General features: G+C 48.6%; 14 protein-coding genes and 2 pseudogenes. 4 read left to right on the top strand and 12 right to left on the bottom strand.

The features are described 5' to 3' along the window. Positions 1 to 26: 26 nt before the first annotated feature. The 3 genes from IC803_RS00455 to IC803_RS00445 are packed head-to-tail and all read right to left on the bottom strand — an operon-like array spanning position 27 to position 3,049. Positions 27 to 857 carry a carbohydrate ABC transporter permease gene (locus IC803_RS00455; protein ID WP_081210436.1) on the bottom strand — a complete coding sequence of 277 codons (831 nt, stop codon included), beginning with the start codon at positions 855 to 857 and terminating at the stop codon, positions 27 to 29. Further along, entirely contained in the window at positions 844 to 1,722 is an 879-nt protein-coding gene (locus IC803_RS00450; RefSeq protein ID WP_081210435.1) for a carbohydrate ABC transporter permease, read from the bottom strand. The genes IC803_RS00455 and IC803_RS00450 overlap by 14 nt, the downstream gene beginning before the upstream one ends. Before the next feature lies 1 nt (position 1,723). Next, positions 1,724 to 3,049: an extracellular solute-binding protein gene (locus IC803_RS00445; RefSeq protein ID WP_081210426.1), complete on the bottom strand. Its 1,326-nt coding sequence runs from the start codon at positions 3,047 to 3,049 to the stop codon at positions 1,724 to 1,726. A 460-nt stretch (positions 3,050 to 3,509) separates the two neighbouring features. Between IC803_RS00445 and IC803_RS00440 the strand changes: the two genes are divergently transcribed. Then, a complete protein-coding gene (locus IC803_RS00440) occupies positions 3,510 to 4,523 on the top strand; it encodes a LacI family DNA-binding transcriptional regulator (RefSeq protein ID WP_081210424.1) in 1,014 nt (337 codons plus the stop codon). 59 nt (positions 4,524 to 4,582) lie between these two features. Here the strand turns inward: IC803_RS00440 and IC803_RS00435 are convergent. Then, positions 4,583 to 5,493: pseudogene (locus IC803_RS00435) on the bottom strand (Rpn family recombination-promoting nuclease/putative transposase). 197 nt (positions 5,494 to 5,690) lie between these two features. After that, positions 5,691 to 6,626, bottom strand: coding sequence for a DMT family transporter (locus tag IC803_RS00430; protein WP_081210422.1), 936 nt, complete (start codon positions 6,624 to 6,626; stop codon positions 5,691 to 5,693). Between the two features lie 273 nt (positions 6,627 to 6,899). On the opposite strand from IC803_RS00430, the gene IC803_RS00425 reads away from it, so the two are divergent. Both IC803_RS00425 and IC803_RS00420 read left to right on the top strand, forming a co-directional pair. Continuing rightward, positions 6,900 to 7,376 carry a hypothetical protein gene (locus tag IC803_RS00425; protein WP_081210420.1) on the top strand — a complete coding sequence of 159 codons (477 nt, stop codon included), beginning with the start codon at positions 6,900 to 6,902 and terminating at the stop codon, positions 7,374 to 7,376. A 356-nt stretch (positions 7,377 to 7,732) separates the two neighbouring features. Then, entirely contained in the window at positions 7,733 to 8,230 is a 498-nt protein-coding gene (locus tag IC803_RS00420) for a L,D-transpeptidase family protein (protein ID WP_081210418.1), read from the top strand. 386 nt (positions 8,231 to 8,616) lie between these two features. On the opposite strand, the gene IC803_RS00415 is transcribed toward IC803_RS00420, so the two are convergent. The 3 genes from IC803_RS00415 to IC803_RS00405 all read right to left on the bottom strand — a co-directional run bounded on the left by IC803_RS00415 (position 8,617) and on the right by IC803_RS00405 (position 15,065). Continuing rightward, positions 8,617 to 10,314: an alpha-amylase family glycosyl hydrolase gene (locus IC803_RS00415; protein WP_081210404.1), complete on the bottom strand. Its 1,698-nt coding sequence runs from the start codon at positions 10,312 to 10,314 to the stop codon at positions 8,617 to 8,619. Next, positions 10,311 to 12,974: a glycoside hydrolase family 38 N-terminal domain-containing protein gene (locus IC803_RS00410; protein WP_081210403.1), complete on the bottom strand. Its 2,664-nt coding sequence runs from the start codon at positions 12,972 to 12,974 to the stop codon at positions 10,311 to 10,313. The genes IC803_RS00415 and IC803_RS00410 overlap by 4 nt, the downstream gene beginning before the upstream one ends. Positions 12,975 to 13,109: 135 nt before the next feature. Then, the gene (locus tag IC803_RS00405) at positions 13,110 to 15,065 is read right to left on the bottom strand and encodes a fructose-specific PTS transporter subunit EIIC (protein WP_081210401.1); all 1,956 of its coding nucleotides are present in this window, start codon (positions 15,063 to 15,065) and stop codon (positions 13,110 to 13,112) included. Positions 15,066 to 15,269: 204 nt separating this feature from the next. Between IC803_RS00405 and IC803_RS00400 the strand changes: the two genes are divergently transcribed. Next, positions 15,270 to 16,016: a MurR/RpiR family transcriptional regulator gene (locus IC803_RS00400; RefSeq protein ID WP_081210399.1), complete on the top strand. Its 747-nt coding sequence runs from the start codon at positions 15,270 to 15,272 to the stop codon at positions 16,014 to 16,016. 689 nt (positions 16,017 to 16,705) lie between these two features. Here IC803_RS00400 and IC803_RS00395 read toward each other — a convergent pair. The 4 genes and pseudogenes from IC803_RS00395 to IC803_RS00380 all read right to left on the bottom strand — a co-directional run. Beyond that, a pseudogene (locus tag IC803_RS00395) lies at positions 16,706 to 17,164 on the bottom strand (radical SAM/SPASM domain-containing protein); the annotation flags it as partial. A 295-nt stretch (positions 17,165 to 17,459) separates the two neighbouring features. Further along, the gene (locus IC803_RS00390; protein ID WP_081210395.1) at positions 17,460 to 17,819 is read right to left on the bottom strand and encodes a hypothetical protein; all 360 of its coding nucleotides are present in this window, start codon (positions 17,817 to 17,819) and stop codon (positions 17,460 to 17,462) included. Between the two features lie 44 nt (positions 17,820 to 17,863). Continuing rightward, on the bottom strand, positions 17,864 to 18,781 hold the full coding sequence (locus tag IC803_RS00385; RefSeq protein WP_223812003.1) for an ADP-ribosylglycohydrolase family protein: 918 nt from the start codon (positions 18,779 to 18,781) through the stop codon (positions 17,864 to 17,866). Positions 18,782 to 18,911: 130 nt separating this feature from the next. After that, positions 18,912 to 19,640, bottom strand: a complete 729-nt coding sequence (locus IC803_RS00380) for a hypothetical protein (RefSeq protein ID WP_143421100.1) — start codon at positions 19,638 to 19,640, stop codon at positions 18,912 to 18,914. Between the last annotated feature and the right edge of the window lie 22 nt (positions 19,641 to 19,662).

Genomic DNA, 19,662 nt, shown 5'->3' with positions numbered 1-19,662 from the left:
ACTCCCTTTTCCATCATCATGTTCTATTATTTTAATATGAACTGCATGCCTTCCTTAAAATTCTTGCTAAACAAAATGAACAAAATCAAAATCGGCAGCGTGAGCAACACCGAGGCGGCATACATCGGCCCCGGGTACCCCCCATACGGCCCAAACATTTGCGCCAACAATACATTTAATGTCAACATCTTTTCGTTATTCACGACCAGCATATCCCAAAGCAGTTCCACCCACCGTTCCATGAAAAGGAACAAGAAAATAATCGTTGTGATCGAGCGTGACATCGGCCAGACAATGCGGCGAATGATGGTGAAATGGCCCGCTCCATCCATTTTGGCCGCTTCGATCAATTCATCGGGGATGCTGCGGAAAAAGTTCGTATACATAAAGATCGCCCACAAGTTGACGGCCTTCGGCAAGATCATCGCCCAATACGTGTTGTACCAACCGAAATACCGGACAATCAAAAACAGCGGAATCAATAAAATGATCGACGGATAAAACATTTGAAACAAAATCGCGTTATTGACCCATCGTCTCCCCTTAAAGGTTACTTTCGATAGCGCATATCCGACCATCACCGCCGTCACCAGCATAAGCAGCGTTGATGCCGATGTGACGAGCACACTGTTGAAAAACGCGCGAAGCCACGGCCGCGGTACGACATCTTCACCGCCTTGAAACAGCCATTCATACGAGCGAAGCGACAACGACGACGGGATGAGCTTTCGGTCGACCTCATTCCATGGGGAAAGCGAGCCTAGCACCATGTACAAATACGGAAACACCATCACGAACAGAACAGCAAACGCCAACACATAAAGCAACCCAACCTTCCATCGTTTACTCCCAACCATGTTTGCCCCCCCATTTTTCCAACACCTTGCGAAAGACGAAAATCGACGCAAAGGTGACGATCGAATTGATGATCGCGACCGCGGTTCCATAGCCCGCATTCAATTTTTCAAATGCCTGATTGTAAATCTCCAGCTGCCATGTATGGGTCGCATACTCCGGCCCTCCGCCTGTCAGTACGTACGGTTCGGTAAAAATGCCAAACATTAAACCAACCGCCAAAATCGTCACCGTATAAAACGAAGGATACAACATCGGAATCGTCACGTGCCAAACCCGCTTCCAGCCAACCGCGCCATCGATTTCCGCCGCTTCATACACTTCTTTCGGAATGCTTTCCAAGCCGGCCAAAAACAATAGCGCATAATATCCGACAAACTTCCACGCCATCATCAGCACGATCACCAGCGCCGCCAATGTTGGCGACCCAAGCCAGTCAATATCGAGACCAAATACATCCCGCAAAAATTGATTGAACGGGCTGTTGTAAGAAATAACCCCTTTGACGACAATCGCCGACGCCACTCCTGACGCTAAGTACGGCAAAAAGTACCCAACGGCAAACAGCCCTTTCCACCGCGGCAGATGATGAATGATCAGCGCCAAACAAAGGGAACCTATGATAACGATCGGCACAAACATCAGCATAAATTTGTACGTCACCCAAAACGCGGCCCGCACGCTCGGGCTGAAGAAAGCGTCAAGGAAGTTTTGCATTCCCACCGTCTCATATTCGGGAGAAATTAAGTTCCAGTTCGTAAAAGCGAGAAATAACGCCCAAAACAGGGGGATCAAAAAGAAAACAGCGGAATAGATAAGGTATGGGCTGGCGAGCAGCCAACCCACTTTTGCCGTGTGTTTATTCATGTTATTTTAACACCCCATCGATCGCCTTCTCCATATCCTTCCAGGCTTCTTCAGGGGCTTTCTCGCCTTTGATGACCGGGTTCAACGCTTCTTTGCCGATCAATTCTTGAATTTCAACCATTTCGGCATTATCCATCGGCGGCAACGCGTTCGGGATATTTTCCGCATACAATTTCAATTGCGGATTTTGCTCCAAATAGGAGACAAACGCCTCGTTCGTTGACAAGTCATCCCGCGCTGGCGGCAAATTTGTTTCTTTCAGCCATTCCAAATCGTTTTGTGGATCAGAGTACACCCATTTGACAAAATCGAACGCTGCTTGTTGCTGCTCTTTCGTCGCTGAAGCGTAAATGACTAACCCTTTTGTATCGGCAAACGTTTTTGCTTGCGTCGGATCCATTCCATCCGGCACTGGCGGCATGGACAACGCGTATGTTTCGTTAAATTTCATTTCCGGAAACTTCTCCGTCCAATATGGGAACGTCCACGGCCCTAAATCGACCATCACCGACGTGCCGCTTTCAAACGGATCTTTCGTCTCCCTCGTCAGTACTAGTTGATGTTTACTTAAATCCGCAAAGAATTGGAGCGTTTTTACGCCCGCATCACGATCTGCGCTCAGTTTATTCCCATCAATAAAATGAGTACCATTCGACGCGGCGTTATACAGCATAAAGAAGTCAAACCATCTTGCCCACCATGTCGGTTTGGCCAAATCGGCTCTCGCCCACAAAAACTTGTCTGGATATTTTTCTTTCAGCTTTTTGCCGACCTCAAGAACTTCGCTATATGTTTTCGGCGGCTCGTTATATCCTAACTCTTTCAAAATATCCATCCGCCAGCCAAACAGCATGGCATTCGAATAAATCGGCAGCACATACTGATGTCCATCAGCGAATTTCCAAGTGGAAATCGTCGTTTCCATTTTCCGCTTGCTAAGTAAATCGTTAAACCCGTCAAATTGATCGAGTGGCACAATCGCCTTGCTGTCCGCCAACTGCGCAGCAAAACCACGCGAGATGTTTTCCGAAATGACCGGAGCGTTTCCCGCCGCAATGGCTGACTGAATGCCTGCCTCTGAAGAAGGGCTTTCCGGCATCGGTGATACTTTGATTTTCACATGTTCATGCTCTTGCATGTAGCGATCGGCCATCTTCTTCCAGAACGCCTGCTGCGTCGGGTTTGGTGCCGCCCAAAAATCAATCTGCACGGTTGAACTTTGTTTCCCCTCTCCTTGCTCATTTCCCGTTTGCCCTTGGCAACCCGTTCCGATCACCGCAGCGGCGAGCAACACCGAAACGAGCTTAAACCATTTGCGCTTTTTCATCGTTGATTCCCCCCTTATGATGATTAAAACGCTTACACAAACAACCGATTCAGACAACGCCTCTCCTTACCATGACAGGCCATTAGATTGGACAATATTGTCACTTTAAAATCAAGTATTGTAATGGTGATTCCACCCATTACAATCACATTATTTCATGACAAAAGCGAATAGTCAACTTCTTTTTCAGAAAAAACGGTGAATAAAAAAGCTCTTTTCAATGTTGATCAACTTGACAACAAATAAATGTAACGTTACAATAACATCCCGTATATCTTTCCCGATATTTTGCATACCGTTTGGTTTCACAAGAGGATATACTTAAACTAAGAATGGAGAAAACACAAAAACGGAAATCGCTTTTGAACATGTCAACCTATACTCAAGGAGACAATCATTATCCTGATCGGCGCTTCACATAGCCGAAAAGGCAAAAAGAACGAACAGGTGGAGATCGTGAATGAAAAAACGTGTCACCATGCAAGACATCGCTGATCGGCTCAACATTTCCAAAAACTCCGTCTCTCAAGCGTTGCGAGGCAAAGAGGGGGTGAGCGAGGAAACGAGGCAGCTTGTGAAGCGCGTTGCGAAAGAAATGGGGTATGAGTATCCTTCTTCTCGCTCGAAACATCTCGAGGAGCCGCCAAAGCAAATCGCCCTCATCGCCTCGGATCGCACGTTTTCGCTGAAGTTTTTCGGCGACATTTACTTAAGCATCGAACAGGAAGCACTATCATGCGGCATGAAGCTGCATATTCAGTCGGTCAACGAGCAGCAAAAAAAGCAGCTCTTGCTGCCTTCGTTCATCGAGGAAAAGGTCGTCGATGGCGTCGTCATTCTTTCTCACATCAGCACCGAATACATCCAAAAAGTGGTCTCAACCGGCATCCCGACCGTCCTTGTCGACCACCATCATCCGAACATTTCCGCCGACGCGGTGCTGACAAACAATCGGTTCGGGGCGTATGTGGCTGCCCAGCATTTATTGGAGCTCAACCATACCGACATTGCGTTTGTCGGCGACGTCAACTACTCGCCAAGCTATCAAGAGCGGTATGAAGGGTACTTATTGGCGCTGAAAGACTATGGAGTGAAACCGAACGAGGAATGGATGTTCTGCCAGGCGCAAGAGGACGAAACGGTCATCGCAGGCTACATCCGCGAGCTGAAGCGGCAGCCGACCGCCTGGTTTTGCGTCAATGACGGACTTGGCTTTTTCGTCAGCACCAGCCTGCAGCAATACGGGCTAAAAGTGCCCGATGACGTTTCCGTCTGCAGCTTTGACAACGGGCAACTGTCGCAAATCGCGACACCGAAAATCACGACCGTCGACATCGACCTGAAGCGCTACGGCAAACGAGCGGTGGAATTGTTGCGATGGCGGTGGGACAATCCGAACGAACCATTTCAGGAAGTGCTATTGTCTACGAAACTGATCAAACGGGAATCAACAGCAGCGAAACCAACGCGCTAGGGCGGGGGCGGCCTTTTGCCCCGCCTGTTTGATGAACAGTATGCGGCGATTCATTTCATTCACTTGGAGCCGCCTTGTTTCATTTCCTCAATCTCCGTCACAGACAATCCGATCAGTTCTTGAATCGTTTGCGCATCAACCCCTTTATGCAACATCCGTTTCGCAATGTGCCGTTTTTCTTGTTCGGCTCCCTCTTTGCGTCCTTCCTCTCGACCTTGAATTTTTCCCTTTTGCTCGTACGAAATGATCAATTCCAACACTTGTTCTTTTTCTTTCATCTCCATTGGTTCCACCTCTCTTCGGAGCTGTTGTTCTTCTTCATCAGAAAGCTTCACATACGTTTCAAAAAAGCCCATCAACAGACGCTGTCTTGCCTCGTCTAGCTCGAGGCGCACCAACATGCGCAAAAATTGCTTTTTCAGTTCCACTCGTTCATTTTCAGTATAGTCCATTTTGCTAAACAGCGCAGCCGCCACCGGGTTGTCGGTGCGGACAAATTGGCGCCAGTTTCGCTTGCGCAGCTCCACATGGAAAAAGCGAAAATCAAGCACATCACGAAACGGAAAGTAGAGCGTGAACGAGGAGGGTTCGTCGCGGATGGCATCATAGCTGAAGACGGCAATCGGAATGATCGGAGCGCGGTATTTCTCAAACAAGCGGCTGAATTGACACTCCACACGGCTAAAGCCGTGGGATTCTTGGGTCGTAAAGAAACATTCGCTCAGGAAACGACGATTGGATGTACGCCTGGTTTTCCACATGAACAATGATCCATCCGTCTTCCCCTTTCGCCAGCAAGTCTACCCGGTACTTCTCCCCAACCGTTACATCCGTAAACAGCTCTTCGGACAAAAACGACAAATGGGTAAAAACGATAGGCTCATGCATATCCGGGAAGAAGAGAAGCACAAATTCCTCAAAAAACGTCTGCAACAACTTCCTTGAACAGCCGGTCGTGATCGATCGCCATACATTCACCTCACCCGAATAGGTTTCGTATTCTCTTTTTCGGCATCATCCGACAAAATCCTGCCCATGATGCAAAAAATGGCCGTCCCTTTTCAAGAAGAGACAGCCCAGACACCCCCTGTATGGCGAGGCCCTATCCGCTCCTGGCAGTACCAACGTTTCCTCCTTGCACGCATGGCGTCAAAGCGGGGGAACGTGCTACCACATCCCCACCTTCCTCCCCCTAGCCGCCACTTTCGCCCGTCGAAAGCGGGCGATCACATCATCCATCCCCCCGCTGCCGAACATCACGCCTGCGACAATAAAGAGAAAACCAGCCAGCTGCATCCATGAAATCGGCTCGCCAAGCAGCCAATGCGCCCCAAGCAGTGAAAAGAGCGGATTGAGGTTGATGAACATTGCCGACTCGGCAGGGCCGAGGTATTGAACCGCCTGATTGTAAAACATATGACCGAGCGCCGTCGCCACGACGGCTGAGGCGAGGAAAATCATCCAAAGCGACGGTGTGCCTGTTTTCAGACTCGACAAGCCATGCGGTTCAAGCGCGAAACTGAGGACAAACAGCCAAAGCGCCCCAAACACAAGCATCCACCCTGTCATCACCCGCGCCTCGACCGTCGCCTTTTTGATCAGAATGAAGCTGATTCCCTGCGCCAAGACAGCCAAAAAGATGTACACATCCCCGATTGACAAATGACCAAGGCCCCCATCGCCGCTCGCAACGACAAACACAACGCCAAAAAACCCAAGCGCGATGCCAAGAATCCGAAACCATGTCGGCCGCTGGCCTAACCACATCATCGCCAACAGCGCCGTCACAAGCGGCACCATTCCTAACACAAGACCCGCATTGACCGCCGTTGTGTTCGTCAGCCCCACCGCGAGGAAAAAGTGGTGAGCGACAACACTAAACATAGCAGCCAAACCGATCTGTTTTGCTTCTTTCCAACCGACTTTGCCGAGCCGTCCGATCCCCCATAAAAACAAAAGCACGACAGCACCAGCTGTGAAAATCCTGAGCGCCGTCAATGTCACAGGGGAAAAGTGCTCGACAAGAATCTTCAGCGCCGTCACGTTCAATCCCCAAGCGACCATGATTCCCATAAGCAGCACATAAATGAATGATTTCCGCATCACTCTCTACCTCTCCTGCCTCCTCTATTCTCAACGAAATGTCAAAGGAAAAACGGAGCCGATTCACGCTCCGCCGTTCCGTCCCTATGCTTGCGAACGCCCCCTTTCATAAGGGAGCGCGGACGCTTTTTGTTTCACCACCACTTCTTTCTTTATTTTACTACATCCGGATCCATTTTTTGATAAAAAAATACTGCCGCCATCCCGCTCGCCTAAAAAACCCATATCTGCCGCCGGCTTCGCATATGGTAATACAGAGAGGAGAGATGCCCCATGTTTCTACGCTACCGGCAAAAAACGATCTCCCCACGGACGGGGGTGGCCATCCTCACCGCCGTCGCCTTGCTGGCTGTGGTGCTGTCGCTGTTTCTGTCCGATGAACGCCAAGAAGCTAAGCAAGTTGTTGAAGCCTTTTACCGCTACGAACAGGCGGGAGACTTCGGCAGCTCCTGGGAATTGTTTCACCCGCAAATGAAAGAGAAATTTCCGAAAGACGTCTACATCCAACGCCGCGCCCATGTCTTTATGCAAGACTTCGGCGTCGAGACGTTCGAATACCGCCTAGACGAGGTAGAACACTTGTCTTCCTGGTCGATGTCAGACGAACACAAACCGTTGCAAGACGTCTACCGTATCCGTGTCATCCAGACATTCCATAGCACTTTTGGCGTGTTTGAACTCCATCAAGACGTGTTTGTCGCCAAGAAGAACGAGAAATGGAGCATCTTATTCCCTTACGATTCGTCATGAGCTGTTCCCTTACTACGGTCACGAAGGGAAGCCCATTCGTTATGACCCAACCCTTCGTATATACGAGCGAAACGCATCGCCGACTGGCGATCGTTATCGCTCTCTGTTCTTCCATGATCTCCATCGTCTGATCCCGATGTGGAAGATCCATCACTAACACCAGTTTTCCCGCCCTTCTTGCGTAAAAAAGATCGCTATCGATGATCTCAAAAAGAAAAAAGCTCGTTTTCACCAGCATTCTAGCCAAGGGAACGGTTCACCCACTCGTTTGGCAACCTTTCTAGGATGTTCTCATACACTAATGTATCATGCACCCGAACGGGTGTCTCCGTCGAGCGAAAAAGGAGTGACAGCGAATGTACAAACATATCGTCAAACGCGGGGAAACGATCGCCTCCATCGCCAGAGACTACCGCACATCTGTTGAGGCGCTGCTTCGCGCCAACGGCCTCACCGCCTCGTCCATCATCTTCCCGGGTCAAGAGATCATCATCCCCCACCTCCCGGCCAAAGGCTCGATTCCGTATACAATCCATGTATCGATCAGCCGCCGGCAACTCACCTTGAAATATCGGGGAAGAACGATCCGCACCTACCCCGTCGGCGTCGGCAAAATGGTCACCGCCACGCCTGTCGGCGATTTTGTCATCGTCAACCGTCAACCAAACCCGGGCGGTCCGTTCGGCGCAATGTGGCTCAGCTTATCGAAAATCCATTACGGCATTCACGGCACGAACGACCCATCCTCGATCGGCAAATACGTCTCGAGAGGATGCATCCGCATGCACAACAAAGACGTGCTCGAACTCGCCTCCATCGTCCCGAACGGAACAGAAGTGTTCATCCGGCCGTGAGGGCAACCGAAAGCACCTGACCGTCCATCGTTTCGCCCACGCGGGAAGTCCTCTTTGAATGAATGGGCAGATGAAATACGATATTGCTAAAGTCATCATAGGTGATGAACCCGCTTACGATGAAGATACCATGTTAATCGAATGGGATGATCATTCCCCTCATTTGGAAGAGGGTCTCGATGCTCTATTCAATGCTTTTAGAGGGGGTCTCAAAAACAGCGAGACACCCTCTTTCCCTACATACCATATACACACCTGATCGATTTCGATCGTGGGAGGCTGATGATAAAGCGTCCTTGAAGCGATCGGTCAAACTCCGTAACGGAGCAATTTTTCTATTAGAGAATCCATTTTCCCGTTCTTTCTTTACAACCGACTGCGAGTAATCATCGATCCGCCTTGACCCATACGTATTGGTATGGCGACAAAGCGAGAGACTTATGCACTTTTTTCCCTGTGAACAAATCCTCCCCGCTGATATTGGTCTCGATGGTGACATCATCAGGGGTCACATTGACGACACAATACACGACTTCCTTCGTCTTTTCATTCTCCCGTTTTAACCCAAATACACGATCATCCAATTCAAGAACGGTTTGCGGCGCGTATGGAGAAAACGCTGATTGTTGGCGGCGAATCTCGACCATTTGTTTCAACCCGTTAAAGATGGCGTTTCGGCGCTCATCGTTGGCCAATTCATCGACAATTCGTGCATACGGAAGTTTTTCGCGGTTGATCCGACGGTTAATGCCTGACTCGGCAAGCCCGCGGTAATCGTTGCGAGAACCGAGCAGCGAGTGATAATACAGAGCCGGAACCCCCATCATCGAGAATAAAATAGAATGCGCAGCCAACATTTTTTGAATTTGTTGCTGTTCGGTCACATCCACATCCTTATTGATTAATGCATCAAAGTACGTAATATTTAACTCGTACACCGACTGACTCCCGTCCGTGTTTGCTTTGTAGGAGACTCGTCCCCCGTTTTTCAACACTTTTTGAACAAGCATCTCCTTCTCTTGTTCACTTAAAATCCCCTCAACGGGACGCATTCCAATGCCGTCATGGCTTGCCAAGAAATTAAAGTACGTCGCTCGATCAGATATTTTTTCAATCGTCTTCGCCCACTCCGTTAATTTTGTCGCACAATGAACGGTAAACGTGTATAACACAAGCGGAGGAAAGGCGAACTGATACACCATATGGGCTTCGTTTGTCCCATCTCCAAAGTAGCTAATGTTTTCATGATGCGGCACGTTTGTCTCGGTAATGATTTGCGTATTCGGTTTGAAATAATCGAGAAGCAGACGCCACAACTGAATGATGGCATGAGCCTGCGGTAAATGCATGCAAGTCGTCCCTGATTCCTTCCATATAAAACCGATCGCATCTAAGCGAATGCTTGTCCCGTGTTTATATGCATATTCCAGCAAAATCTCAGTCATCTCAAGCAAAACAGGAAAATGGCGATAATTGAGATCAATTTGGTCTTCGCTAAACGTCGTCCACACCGTCTTTGTATTGTCAGTTCCTTGATAGTCGTGAAACAGCGGTGTGGTACGCGGGCGTATGACTTGACTTGTATCAAATGATGGATCCCTCTGAATAAAATACTGTTCATAGGTTGGATCCCCTTGCAAATACTTTTGAAACCAATCGCTTGACTTCGAAATGTGATTGGCCACAAAATCAAACATCAATCTGTAGTCTTCCGCCAATTGTTTAATGTGCTTCCAATCGCCAAGCCGTGGATGAATGCGGCGGTAATCCACCACGGAAAAACCATCATCCGACGTATACGGAAACATAGGGAGTAAATGGACATCTGTAATCCAGTCCCCGACTTGTGTCTTTAAAAATGTATGCAATGTTTGTAGCGTTGGCGTTCCGTCTTCGAAAATACTGTCTCCATACGTGATCAAATATACGTTTTCCTCGGAAAGGGGGGCACTGGTTGGCCATTGTTTTTTCTCCCATCGCTCAATGAGCGCTTGAAAAGCCATCAAATACTCGTCATTGTATTGCTCGCCATATATGGTTTTCAGCTTTTCCTCCAGTTGTGGCAATATAGTTTGTTTCCTCATGACATGTTCGTCCCCTTCAACTTCAATGTCATATACCCTTTTGCATCGACAACAAACGGCCCTTCCATCGTCCGAATTTTCTCTTCAGCTAAATTGGTTTCTTCGATTTCTTTTATATGGTTGCTTTTTAACATCACGGTCTTTCTTTCGGATGTCGGGTTAAAGAAACGAACGATAATGGACGAATCATCGTGTGCCTGTTTGCACACACTCATAAATACATCTTCCCGATCCACTTCCAGCAAAGAAAACGATTCCGGTGCTTGCTCGATCGGGTACGGGATCTCGAACCGTTCCAGCCGCTCTTCAAATGTATTGAGCTGCTGTCTTTGATAAGAGGCAAAATGCCCGCGATATAGGTCAATATGCGCAAAAATCTTTGCTGAATTCAGCGTCTCGTTGGCCATATATATCGCATATTCAAAATCCATTTTCTTTTTCATTTGCGCATCAGGCGTATACACGACTTTGTTATTAATGCCCGAGGCACGGCCCGGACGCCAAAGCAAATCATCTTTGCCAAGCACACCGACACTGCGGAATAACGTGAGCGCCAGCTCGTTTGTTTCCGTCAGCACTTCATACTCTTTTATCCCTTTGGTCAACGCCGCAAAAACGAAGCGGTCATCGTAAAGCCCAGCCGCATTCTCAAGTGGATAAATCGGAACAGGAGCTTCAGCAAATCGTTTCTCGCGCCAATCGGCTAAATACCTGCTCTCAACAGGTCGCTCTACTAAACTGAATGCTTGATCCGCAAATGATGTCCTGACGTCGGCTATCGGAGGGGTTAACAACACGCGAAGTCGATGATCTTCCGCCTGATTCTCTAGCTGATGACAAACACGGATGAGTTCTTCCCCCTTTCTCAATTCGAAAGAGGTGATGATTTCCAGTTTACTTGAACACTCCCCTTTCTCCCGCTCTGATAAACAGGAAGGGATCACTCTAATGTGCCGAACGACCATTTTTTCTGTCAAAGGCCCCTTTTCAACGGAGAGAAGCTCCGCTTTTTCCAGATAAATCGGTTTATCTCCTTCAAGAGGAGAGTAGTCGTATGAATCCCCCGCATCCCCCGTATTTTCAAAACGGATAAAATTCGTCACCGTCTCACCAGATGGTTGATGGTGCAACTGCAATGTCCCTTGTTCATAGGACAATGCCAAATATTCGTTTTCAATCCGCTTCTCTTGATCTAGGATTCGTTTTTCACAGCCTTCCGTTCCCTCAATCACTTGGTATGTGCAATAGCCCATCGCTGGCACATGGTCAACTTGCAGACGCACAACCGTTCGATAATATCCTTGTACGTCGATCTCTTTTTCTCCCTCTGCGGTCACCACAATTTGTTTTCCACCTGGCAAATAGTGTTGCTCAACGATTTCCGCTGGAACGCCTTTTCCATCGTCTGTCACCAGTTGGAAGTGCGGGTCCTTTGTAAATATCACACCATCAATCAGTCCGGAAAACGGACGTGGCAACAGGTTAAAAGCAACGTAAATATTTTCGTTCCCCGTCTGGCGGCCAATCGCATAAGTGATTCGTTTTTTCAATAGATTCACAAGACCGTCTGCCATTCGTTCTAATTTCTCAAGGCGGTGAACAATATCTCGATTCGTTTCATCCGAGTTGCAGCCGCCAATGCTGTCATGGGCGTGAACGTCAAACAACTGCTTCCACATGTGATCGAGCCATCTTTTCGGATACGGCAACCCTAACGCTTGCCCAATCACCGCAAGTGGTTCAAGCACATGTAAAAGCTTATGTTCAATGATCGCATTTTTCCGCTTGATATCGTACCGTTGCGAACGAATCGTATGGTGGATGCGTGATCGTTGCGATGCGAGCAATTCTCCCTCAATCACATTTGGAAACGGCTCGCCCGCCCAAGCCTCCTTCATAAACGTCTCGTAATCGGATAACACGTATTCCCGCTTTGGATCGATACGATTTAACTCAGCGACCGTCTCGGGAAAATGCTCGCAAACAAGCACCTGATCCCCGCCGGCAGGCAACAACAAATGATCACAGTGCTCGTTTACTTCCTCTAACTTTTCAATGATCGGAATCAGTCGATTCTCTACATACTCCTGATCAGATGATAAAAATTTTCCTGGGCCGTAGCCAAAATAAAGGTGATTGGCCTTCACCCCCTGACCATCAGGAGATTTCCAAATAAAATTGACATCCCCATTTAACTGCTCTGTGTAAACTCCCCGTTGCAAAATGCTGAATTCAAGCCCAAAGCCGCGAAAAATGGAAGGCAAGTAGCCGTTTTGCCCAAAAATATCTGGTAAATAACCGATCTCCATGCTATGACCCATGCTTTGGGCTATTTTCGTTCCGTAAAGCAAATTTCGAATCATTGACTCTTTATGGACAAGAAGCGAATCCGTCTGCGTATACCAAGGACCGATAAAAAGTCTCCGCTGCTCAATCAGTTTTTTCACCCGCTCCTGGTTCTCTGGGCGAATGTTCAAATACTCTTCCACGATGGAAGACTGTCCGTCAAACACATAGGCAGAATACGTTTCATCCCGTTCCAACACATTGAGAAGATGATCGATATTTTCAACAAGCAAAATATTCGAATCTTCGATGGAAAAATACCATTCTCGATCCCAATGGGAATGAGGCACGACATGCACGCGTTTGTTCTTCACCTTGTTGACGCCTCCTTATCAAAATCCAAGCTCACCAGCTGTCTTCTTGATCCACCAATCCTCCAATAAGAGGATGAAAAAGCATAAGGCTATGGGCATGTCACCCCATAACCTTATGCTGTTGTCAACGTTGTTTTATTGCCCTGCTCTTTTCAACAACGCCAATCGAATAAAAATATTAACGAAAGCGATAAACAATGCCCCTACAGCCAATCCGGTCAAATAAGCCCATAAATTCTCAACAAACGGCCAGCCCCAAAACGCCGGAAGCGGCAACCATTGAACAGCGCCTAAATAGACGGCTGTACATGCTCCTAAAATCGAGCCAACAATATTGACTGGAATCGTGATGAGCGGGTTCCGAAGCATAAACGGAATCGCTCCCTCACTAATCGCGATAAACCCAAGAACTAATGCCGTGTTCCCAGCAATGCGCAAATTCTCATCGAATACACGGCGGCCGACGATATATTTATCAAGAACAGTCGCCAATCCCAAGCCGATCGGCGGAATCACGATCGCCAACACACGTGGCGTAAGAGGGAAGATTTGATCTGCCGCCAAACCAATGGCGATCGCCCCGGCTGCTTTATTAATCGGTCCGCCTAAATCAAATGCTGTCGCCGCTGCAATGATCGCGGACAGAGTGAGCTCACCTGAGTCTTGGGCGGACTCAATGAGCTGGCGAAGCCACGCGTTTAACCCACCGAACACAGGATCGACAATATAAAAGTTAAGGAAGAAAACAGACAACACACTGATGGCTGGAATGATCAGCATCGGCTTCACTGATTGGAAATTTTTGTTTAACCGAATATGGTTATTGAGGAATCGAGAAACATATCCAGCCGCCAATCCAAGAATCAAGGCACCAAAAAATCCAGACGGGATCCCATTTTCCACTCCCCAAAACGTGTAATGCAATCCAGCCGCAAATGCGCCGCCAATGAACCCAGATACCAAGCCGACACGATCAGCAATCGCATAAGCGACAAATGCAGCGAATACGGGATACATGAACTTGAAGATCATTCCGCCAAACTTATCTAAATGATGCAAGATGACAAACCACTCATTCGAATGGGTCGCATACTTCACATCGTTAATTTCGTTAACTAAACCAAACGGCATCGAGCCTAGCTTCGCAATTCCAATCATTAAACCAGCCGCGACAATGACCGGAAGCATATACGATATGCCGGTTAACACCGCCTGTGCTATTTCTGACAAGAGCCCAGCTTTTTTCCCATTGCCTGTTTGCATCGTTTCATCCTCGGAAGCGGTGACAATCCCATCCGGCTGGTGAAGCACTTTATTTATGATCTGTTTTGCATGTTTTAACGGTTCCGCTACTCTCGTTTGCACGTAAGGCTTCCCAGCGAAACGCTCCTTGCGTTTCGGCGCAATATCCGTGGCGAAAATGACTCCATCGGCTTGTGCAATGACATCTGCCGTCAGCTCGTCTTGAATTCCGTTAGCCCCTTGCTTTTCTGTCAATACACGGACTCCGAGCTCACGTCCAGCTTTCTCTAGCGCTTCGGCTGCCATATACGTATGTGCAATCCCAGTAGCACAGGCTGTAATGGCCAAAACCGTTTTTTGATACGTGACGTTTTGGTCTCCTCCGCTTGTCCCTGTCTCATCTAGCGCCAGAAGCAGTTCCTCAGCACTTTTCGCCTCCATCAAGCGCCGCAGGTAACCCTCATCCATCAAACGCAAGCTTAATTCCGACAATACATTTAAGTGCGTCGTTCCCGCCTCTGCTTCCGGAATCGCAAGCAAGAAAACAAGCTGTACTTCATTATAAGGATCAATGCTTTCCCAATCCTTAATAGGAGAGGATAAGCGCGCAACGGCAAAGGCCGCTCGATTGACCGCTTTTGATTTTCCGTGCGGAATCGCCAACCCTTTTTCCAGTCCAGTTGGAGAAATCGTCTCCCTTTCCATAACGGCCTGAAGGAACGCCTCTTTCGAAGATAAGACACCGTTTTCAAAAAGAACATCGACAAGAGCGCGAATCACTGCTTCTTTCGTCGAGAGACCGACATCAAATAAGATGAGCCGTTCACTCGTCATTTGTTTTAATTCCAACGTATGTCCCCCCGATATCATCCATAATCATAAACCGCTTTCAACTTTGTTTTATCATACTGTTCTCCTTCATAGTTGTACACCTAGCGAACAATTATACTTCTTTCTCCTCAAAACCGACGGGGGGGGGGGTTTCCCTCGAACGGCCTATAACATGTGTTATAATATTGTTAAAATAGGGACGATAAGCAAAGGAGTCTCCATATGGGAAAACTGATGGATCGATTTTCAAACTATATCGGCCAACTCACCCATGCAGAAAAACACGTTCTGTACTACATCGATGGACATGTGGAACAAGCGAAACAATTATCGCTCACTGCTATGGCGGAAAAAAACAACGTCAGCACCACCACCATCATCCGTATGTGTCATAAACTTGGCTTAGAAGGTTTCTCAGAGTTGAAATATATTCTGAAAACGATCGACGACCAAGCCATTCCGGTTGGAGAAAATACGATTGAACGGTACAAAGCCGATATGAATCAGACACTCGATTCGTTGGAACGAAAACATGTGGAAGAAATTAGCCAATTGATTTTTGAGGCCAATCGGGTGTTGATTGTGGCGGTTGGTCTATCCAAAATGATCGGGGAATATTTTAGCAAACTTCTCATCCAAGTAAACAAACCGAGCTCGTATGTGTATGAATCACATATTATTGACCTTTTACCAAACATGATTCAACCAAAAGATATGGTCATTTTCATTTCATCAAGCGGAGAAACGAAAACCATTGTACAGGCGGCAGAGAAACTTCGCTTTAAAAACGTCGAAACGGTAGCGATCACGAACAACGCCGATAGTACACTGGCCAAGCTTGTACGAAAACATATCAGCGCCTACGTGCAACGCGTCCAGTTTGCGGGTTATGACCTATCTGCCCGTTCGACCCTTGTTGTTCTGATTGATATTTTATTTGAGCTTTTCATGAAGAACTATAAGGCATAACCATCGGCATCGAAACTGCCTTTAAGCCACGTTCACTTCATTCGCTGCAACGATTTATTCACCGCCTTTCAACCATGAATGGAGACTCGTAAAGGACGAGAAACAACCGTTTTTCGTTCTCAAGAGCCATCGAGAAGAACATCTGAAAGGCTTCCCCTTTTAAGAAACGATGGTCTGATCCGTTTTCCGACTACATCCCCGTTCTTGTCATACCATGAGGCAAATAAAAAAGCGCATCAATTGGCCCTTGTCTACTCGACAAGGGCCATTGTCATGGGCAACTACTTTTTCGTTCACTTTATTTGGCGAATGGTTGATCGTGTGTCTCCTTGAAAAAACGAATTCTTTTCATAGCGCGAGAGAAGGAATGCTTAATAACTATTGACGTCAGCCGGGAAAGAATCTCAAACCATTTCAACGCTTTTTCTTGGATCATCTACCAAACCGTAGTTCTCTCCCATTCATCATTTCAAATGACCAGGCATTGATTTCGTCAGCCGCCCAAAATAGGACAACGCAACAAGCGATGCGGCAGGACGCAAAATGCGCATATTCTCACCTCCCTTTCCCTTCATCTCGTATGAATGACTGCGCATCAATCAGCCGGAGCACTTCTTTGATTTTTCGCTTTTCATGCGGGCAAGGGTGCTCCCCTGTTCGCAGGCGGGACAACGGACAGTGGTTCCCTTCACATCGAGCGCCAACAGCGGTTCGCCGCCAAACCAACTGACCGTCAAATGGGTCAGCCGCGGAATTGTCTCCGCCAAAAAACGTTTCAACCCGTCAATGACCTCGCGTTTCATCTGCCCGCGCAAAAAGTCTTGATAACAGTACACACAACGAAAATTGCACGCCTCCGTCGACAAGATCACGAGAGGCATCACATCCGTCCGGTGCAGCGATTGATGCAAAAACTGCGCCCGTCGCTTCTCATTGACGTTCTCAGCGACAAGAAACCCGCACTCCACCAGCGTTTGTTCCACCGGTGACAGCTCGCGGTCAATTCCCGTTCTCTTGAGCGCGTCAAGCGCAGCGGCCTTCTTGTCTTCCGCCACCGCGCCAATCGCCCCGGTATACCTATTGTAGAGAATCCGTTCACCATGCTTTGTTTGCGCCATCGCATTAAATCGGGACGGAATCCGCTTCATGTCTCCAACACCTTTTTGTTTACCATCCTATCAATCCTTGCCGTTTTCCGCTGTTAAATCGGTCACATTGGCGCCTAACATCGCACATCTTGATTCACAAGGCCGCAAAGCACAGGCCAGACCGACCGTCGTCGACGCGGCGAAGGAAGTGGACAAACAACGCCAAAAAGCCGCGGCTGACCGCGCGGCTCTTTCCCCCGTAGGAATCCGTGCTGTTCTTGGTGTGCAGAACAAGATCATGGCCAGGCTTGGCCTTTTGTTTTTTGCCGTAAACGCCGGCGCACTTCAAAGTGCGTCAACTTCTCTCTCCACTTGCCAATTGCTGGAATAATTCATCTGTTAACAACCAATAAGAGCGACGTTTCCCCTCCTCATGACGCTCCCCTTTCTCTGTCCACGGATGAAGCAAAAACAGCCCTAACTTTAAGCGGGACGCTGGGCGGACCATTTTTTGCCGCACACCATCCTTATGCGCAATGAACTTCTCAATGACGTTGAACATCGCCTTCTTGCTTAAAAATACGTCCTTTTCCTTTGACATTAAGCGTACGATGATCCCTTCATCGGAAAACGATACCACGCGAAACGACTCTTTCCCTTTGAACGTCGATACGTTTTTCCCTTTGTACAGCTCATCCGGAAAAGACTTCCACATCTCCTCCGCAAATAACTGTCGATTCCCCCTTTTCGCCCTCTCCCCTATGTTTCTTGTTCATCGTCGGTTTTACTTGGGTCGAACGAGTTCCGGACACCCGCCAATTGCACTGCCAGCTCTTCCAACTCACTAGCACAAACGATCGTTTCCACAAACCGTTTCGGCAGCTGGCTATACCCGACCTCCAGCCCTTTCAACCCCCCGGCGATCGCCGCAATCGTATCGCTATCCCCGCCCATATTCGCCGCTGAAATGACGACGTCTTCAAACGACTCACAACGAAGCAGCCAATGAAGCACCCACGCCATCGTATGAACGACATAGCCGTCAGGCGGGCACGAAGGCGTGAACGTGACCAGCGGCTCATACCGTGTATGATCCACTTCCCGCCGAATCGCCTTAACTAGCGGTTCCCCGTGAAGCAGCCGAACGGCAATTCGGTTATAAATAAGGCACGCCTCCATGGCACGATCATCGGCATGGGTCATGCGCGAATGCAAAGCCGTCATTTCTTCCATCTTCTCCTGATCGGCATACGCCAACGCAATCGGCAAACAACGCATTAATGACCCGTTGCCCGCACATTTGCCGCCAAGCTTCCGACACGCCTCAGACGCCGCCGCAAACCAATCCCCCTCATACAGCGAAAACACCGTGCGAATAATGACGCCAACATCCGGAGGGTCCGTGTCGTACCACTTCAAAAACTCCTCGCCCATCGCCGCAATCGGATGTTCCGGATGGCGGATGATTCCTTTCGCCACCGCCATTGTCATCGCCGTATCGTCCGTCACTTCCCCAGGAGACAAATTCAGGAAACCGCCGCCGATGATGTCCGTCACTTTTCCATATGTACGGCGAATTTCCTCGGCACTCATAAACTCCGTCGTCGCGCCAAGCGCGTCCCCAATCGCCCCCCCGAACAGCCCGCCTTTGATTTGGTCAAGCATTCTTCCGAACATCCCCCTTACACGAATGGCTTCACCATCGCTATTAATAGGCAGCGCAAAAATCAACGGTTGTACGGACTAATTGATGTCATGTTATGTGCACGGATGGAGACATGGAAATTCCCTTGGAATGATCTCCATCTTACGTTAAGTTATTATCTGGGTTGCCATCCGGATTTGTCCGTTCGTAGCCGCCTCCTTGCTCCTCGGTTAGATTCACGTCCGTGTTTCCATCGCCGTCGCGCCAATATCCTTCAATCCATTGCCCGTCACGCCAATGCCCTTCCACCCAGTGCGGGCGGACATGATGCGTCCCTGGACTCTCTTCCGAATCAATGCCCGCTGCCGCCTCAACATAGCCGGAACTTGCTAGATGGGCTTGATCGCCTGTACGAACCGAATCGTGACTACTTTCGGCCTCATCACCATAGTCCACACCATCGACCATGTCTACGACTCCGACGGCCAACGTGCCGATCGCCACTGTCTTGGCAATGCTGGCTAATCCATTTTTCATCTTCCTAGCATCGTCATCGCGCAGCCCTTCATACACTTCCTTGCCGCTTTGGTATGTATGCTTGGCCGTCTCATATACACCTTTGGCCGTACGTGAGATGGAGCGGCCGATGTTTCCAAGCCCTTTTTCGACCTTCATCTCATCCTTTTGAATGATACCAGACGCTGTGTTCCATACACCGTCGACCGCCTGACCGAGCGTATCGCCAGCGAACTCGGACGCTTTTTTCACCCCATCGCCGACCTCTTTCACCCATCGGCTGCCCGCCATCTCACCGACAACATTCACCGCTCCGCCGATCACCATCCCCGTTGCCTTCCCTGCCAATCTGCCAAGCTCCCGAAACACACTCAATCGGATCCCCTCCATGTCTTTT

Origin of the sequence: Geobacillus sp. 46C-IIa (assembly GCF_014679505.1) — a bacterium.
In the GTDB taxonomy this organism is placed as follows: Bacteria; Bacillota; Bacilli; order Bacillales; family Anoxybacillaceae; genus Geobacillus.
This window is presented reverse-complemented; position numbering and strand designations above follow the sequence as displayed.

Bases quoted from the DNA above. Each gene is read 5' to 3' on its own strand.
- IC803_RS00390 (WP_081210395.1), bottom strand. From the start codon at position 17,819: ATGTGGAAGTCTTTTCCGGATGAGCTGTACAAAGGGAAAAACGTATCG.
- IC803_RS00430 (WP_081210422.1), bottom strand. From the start codon at position 6,626: ATGCGGAAATCATTCATTTATGTGCTGCTTATGGGAATCATGGTCGCT.
- IC803_RS00420 (WP_081210418.1), top strand. From the start codon at position 7,733: ATGTACAAACATATCGTCAAACGCGGGGAAACGATCGCCTCCATCGCC.
- IC803_RS00455 (WP_081210436.1), bottom strand. From the start codon at position 857: ATGGTTGGGAGTAAACGATGGAAGGTTGGGTTGCTTTATGTGTTGGCG.
- IC803_RS00450 (WP_081210435.1), bottom strand. From the start codon at position 1,722: ATGAATAAACACACGGCAAAAGTGGGTTGGCTGCTCGCCAGCCCATAC.
- IC803_RS00415 (WP_081210404.1), bottom strand. From the start codon at position 10,314: ATGAGGAAACAAACTATATTGCCACAACTGGAGGAAAAGCTGAAAACC.
- IC803_RS00445 (WP_081210426.1), bottom strand. From the start codon at position 3,049: ATGAAAAAGCGCAAATGGTTTAAGCTCGTTTCGGTGTTGCTCGCCGCT.
- IC803_RS00400 (WP_081210399.1), top strand. From the start codon at position 15,270: ATGGGAAAACTGATGGATCGATTTTCAAACTATATCGGCCAACTCACC.
- IC803_RS00385 (WP_223812003.1), bottom strand. From the start codon at position 18,781: ATGTTCGGAAGAATGCTTGACCAAATCAAAGGCGGGCTGTTCGGGGGG.
- IC803_RS00425 (WP_081210420.1), top strand. From the start codon at position 6,900: ATGTTTCTACGCTACCGGCAAAAAACGATCTCCCCACGGACGGGGGTG.
- IC803_RS00440 (WP_081210424.1), top strand. From the start codon at position 3,510: ATGAAAAAACGTGTCACCATGCAAGACATCGCTGATCGGCTCAACATT.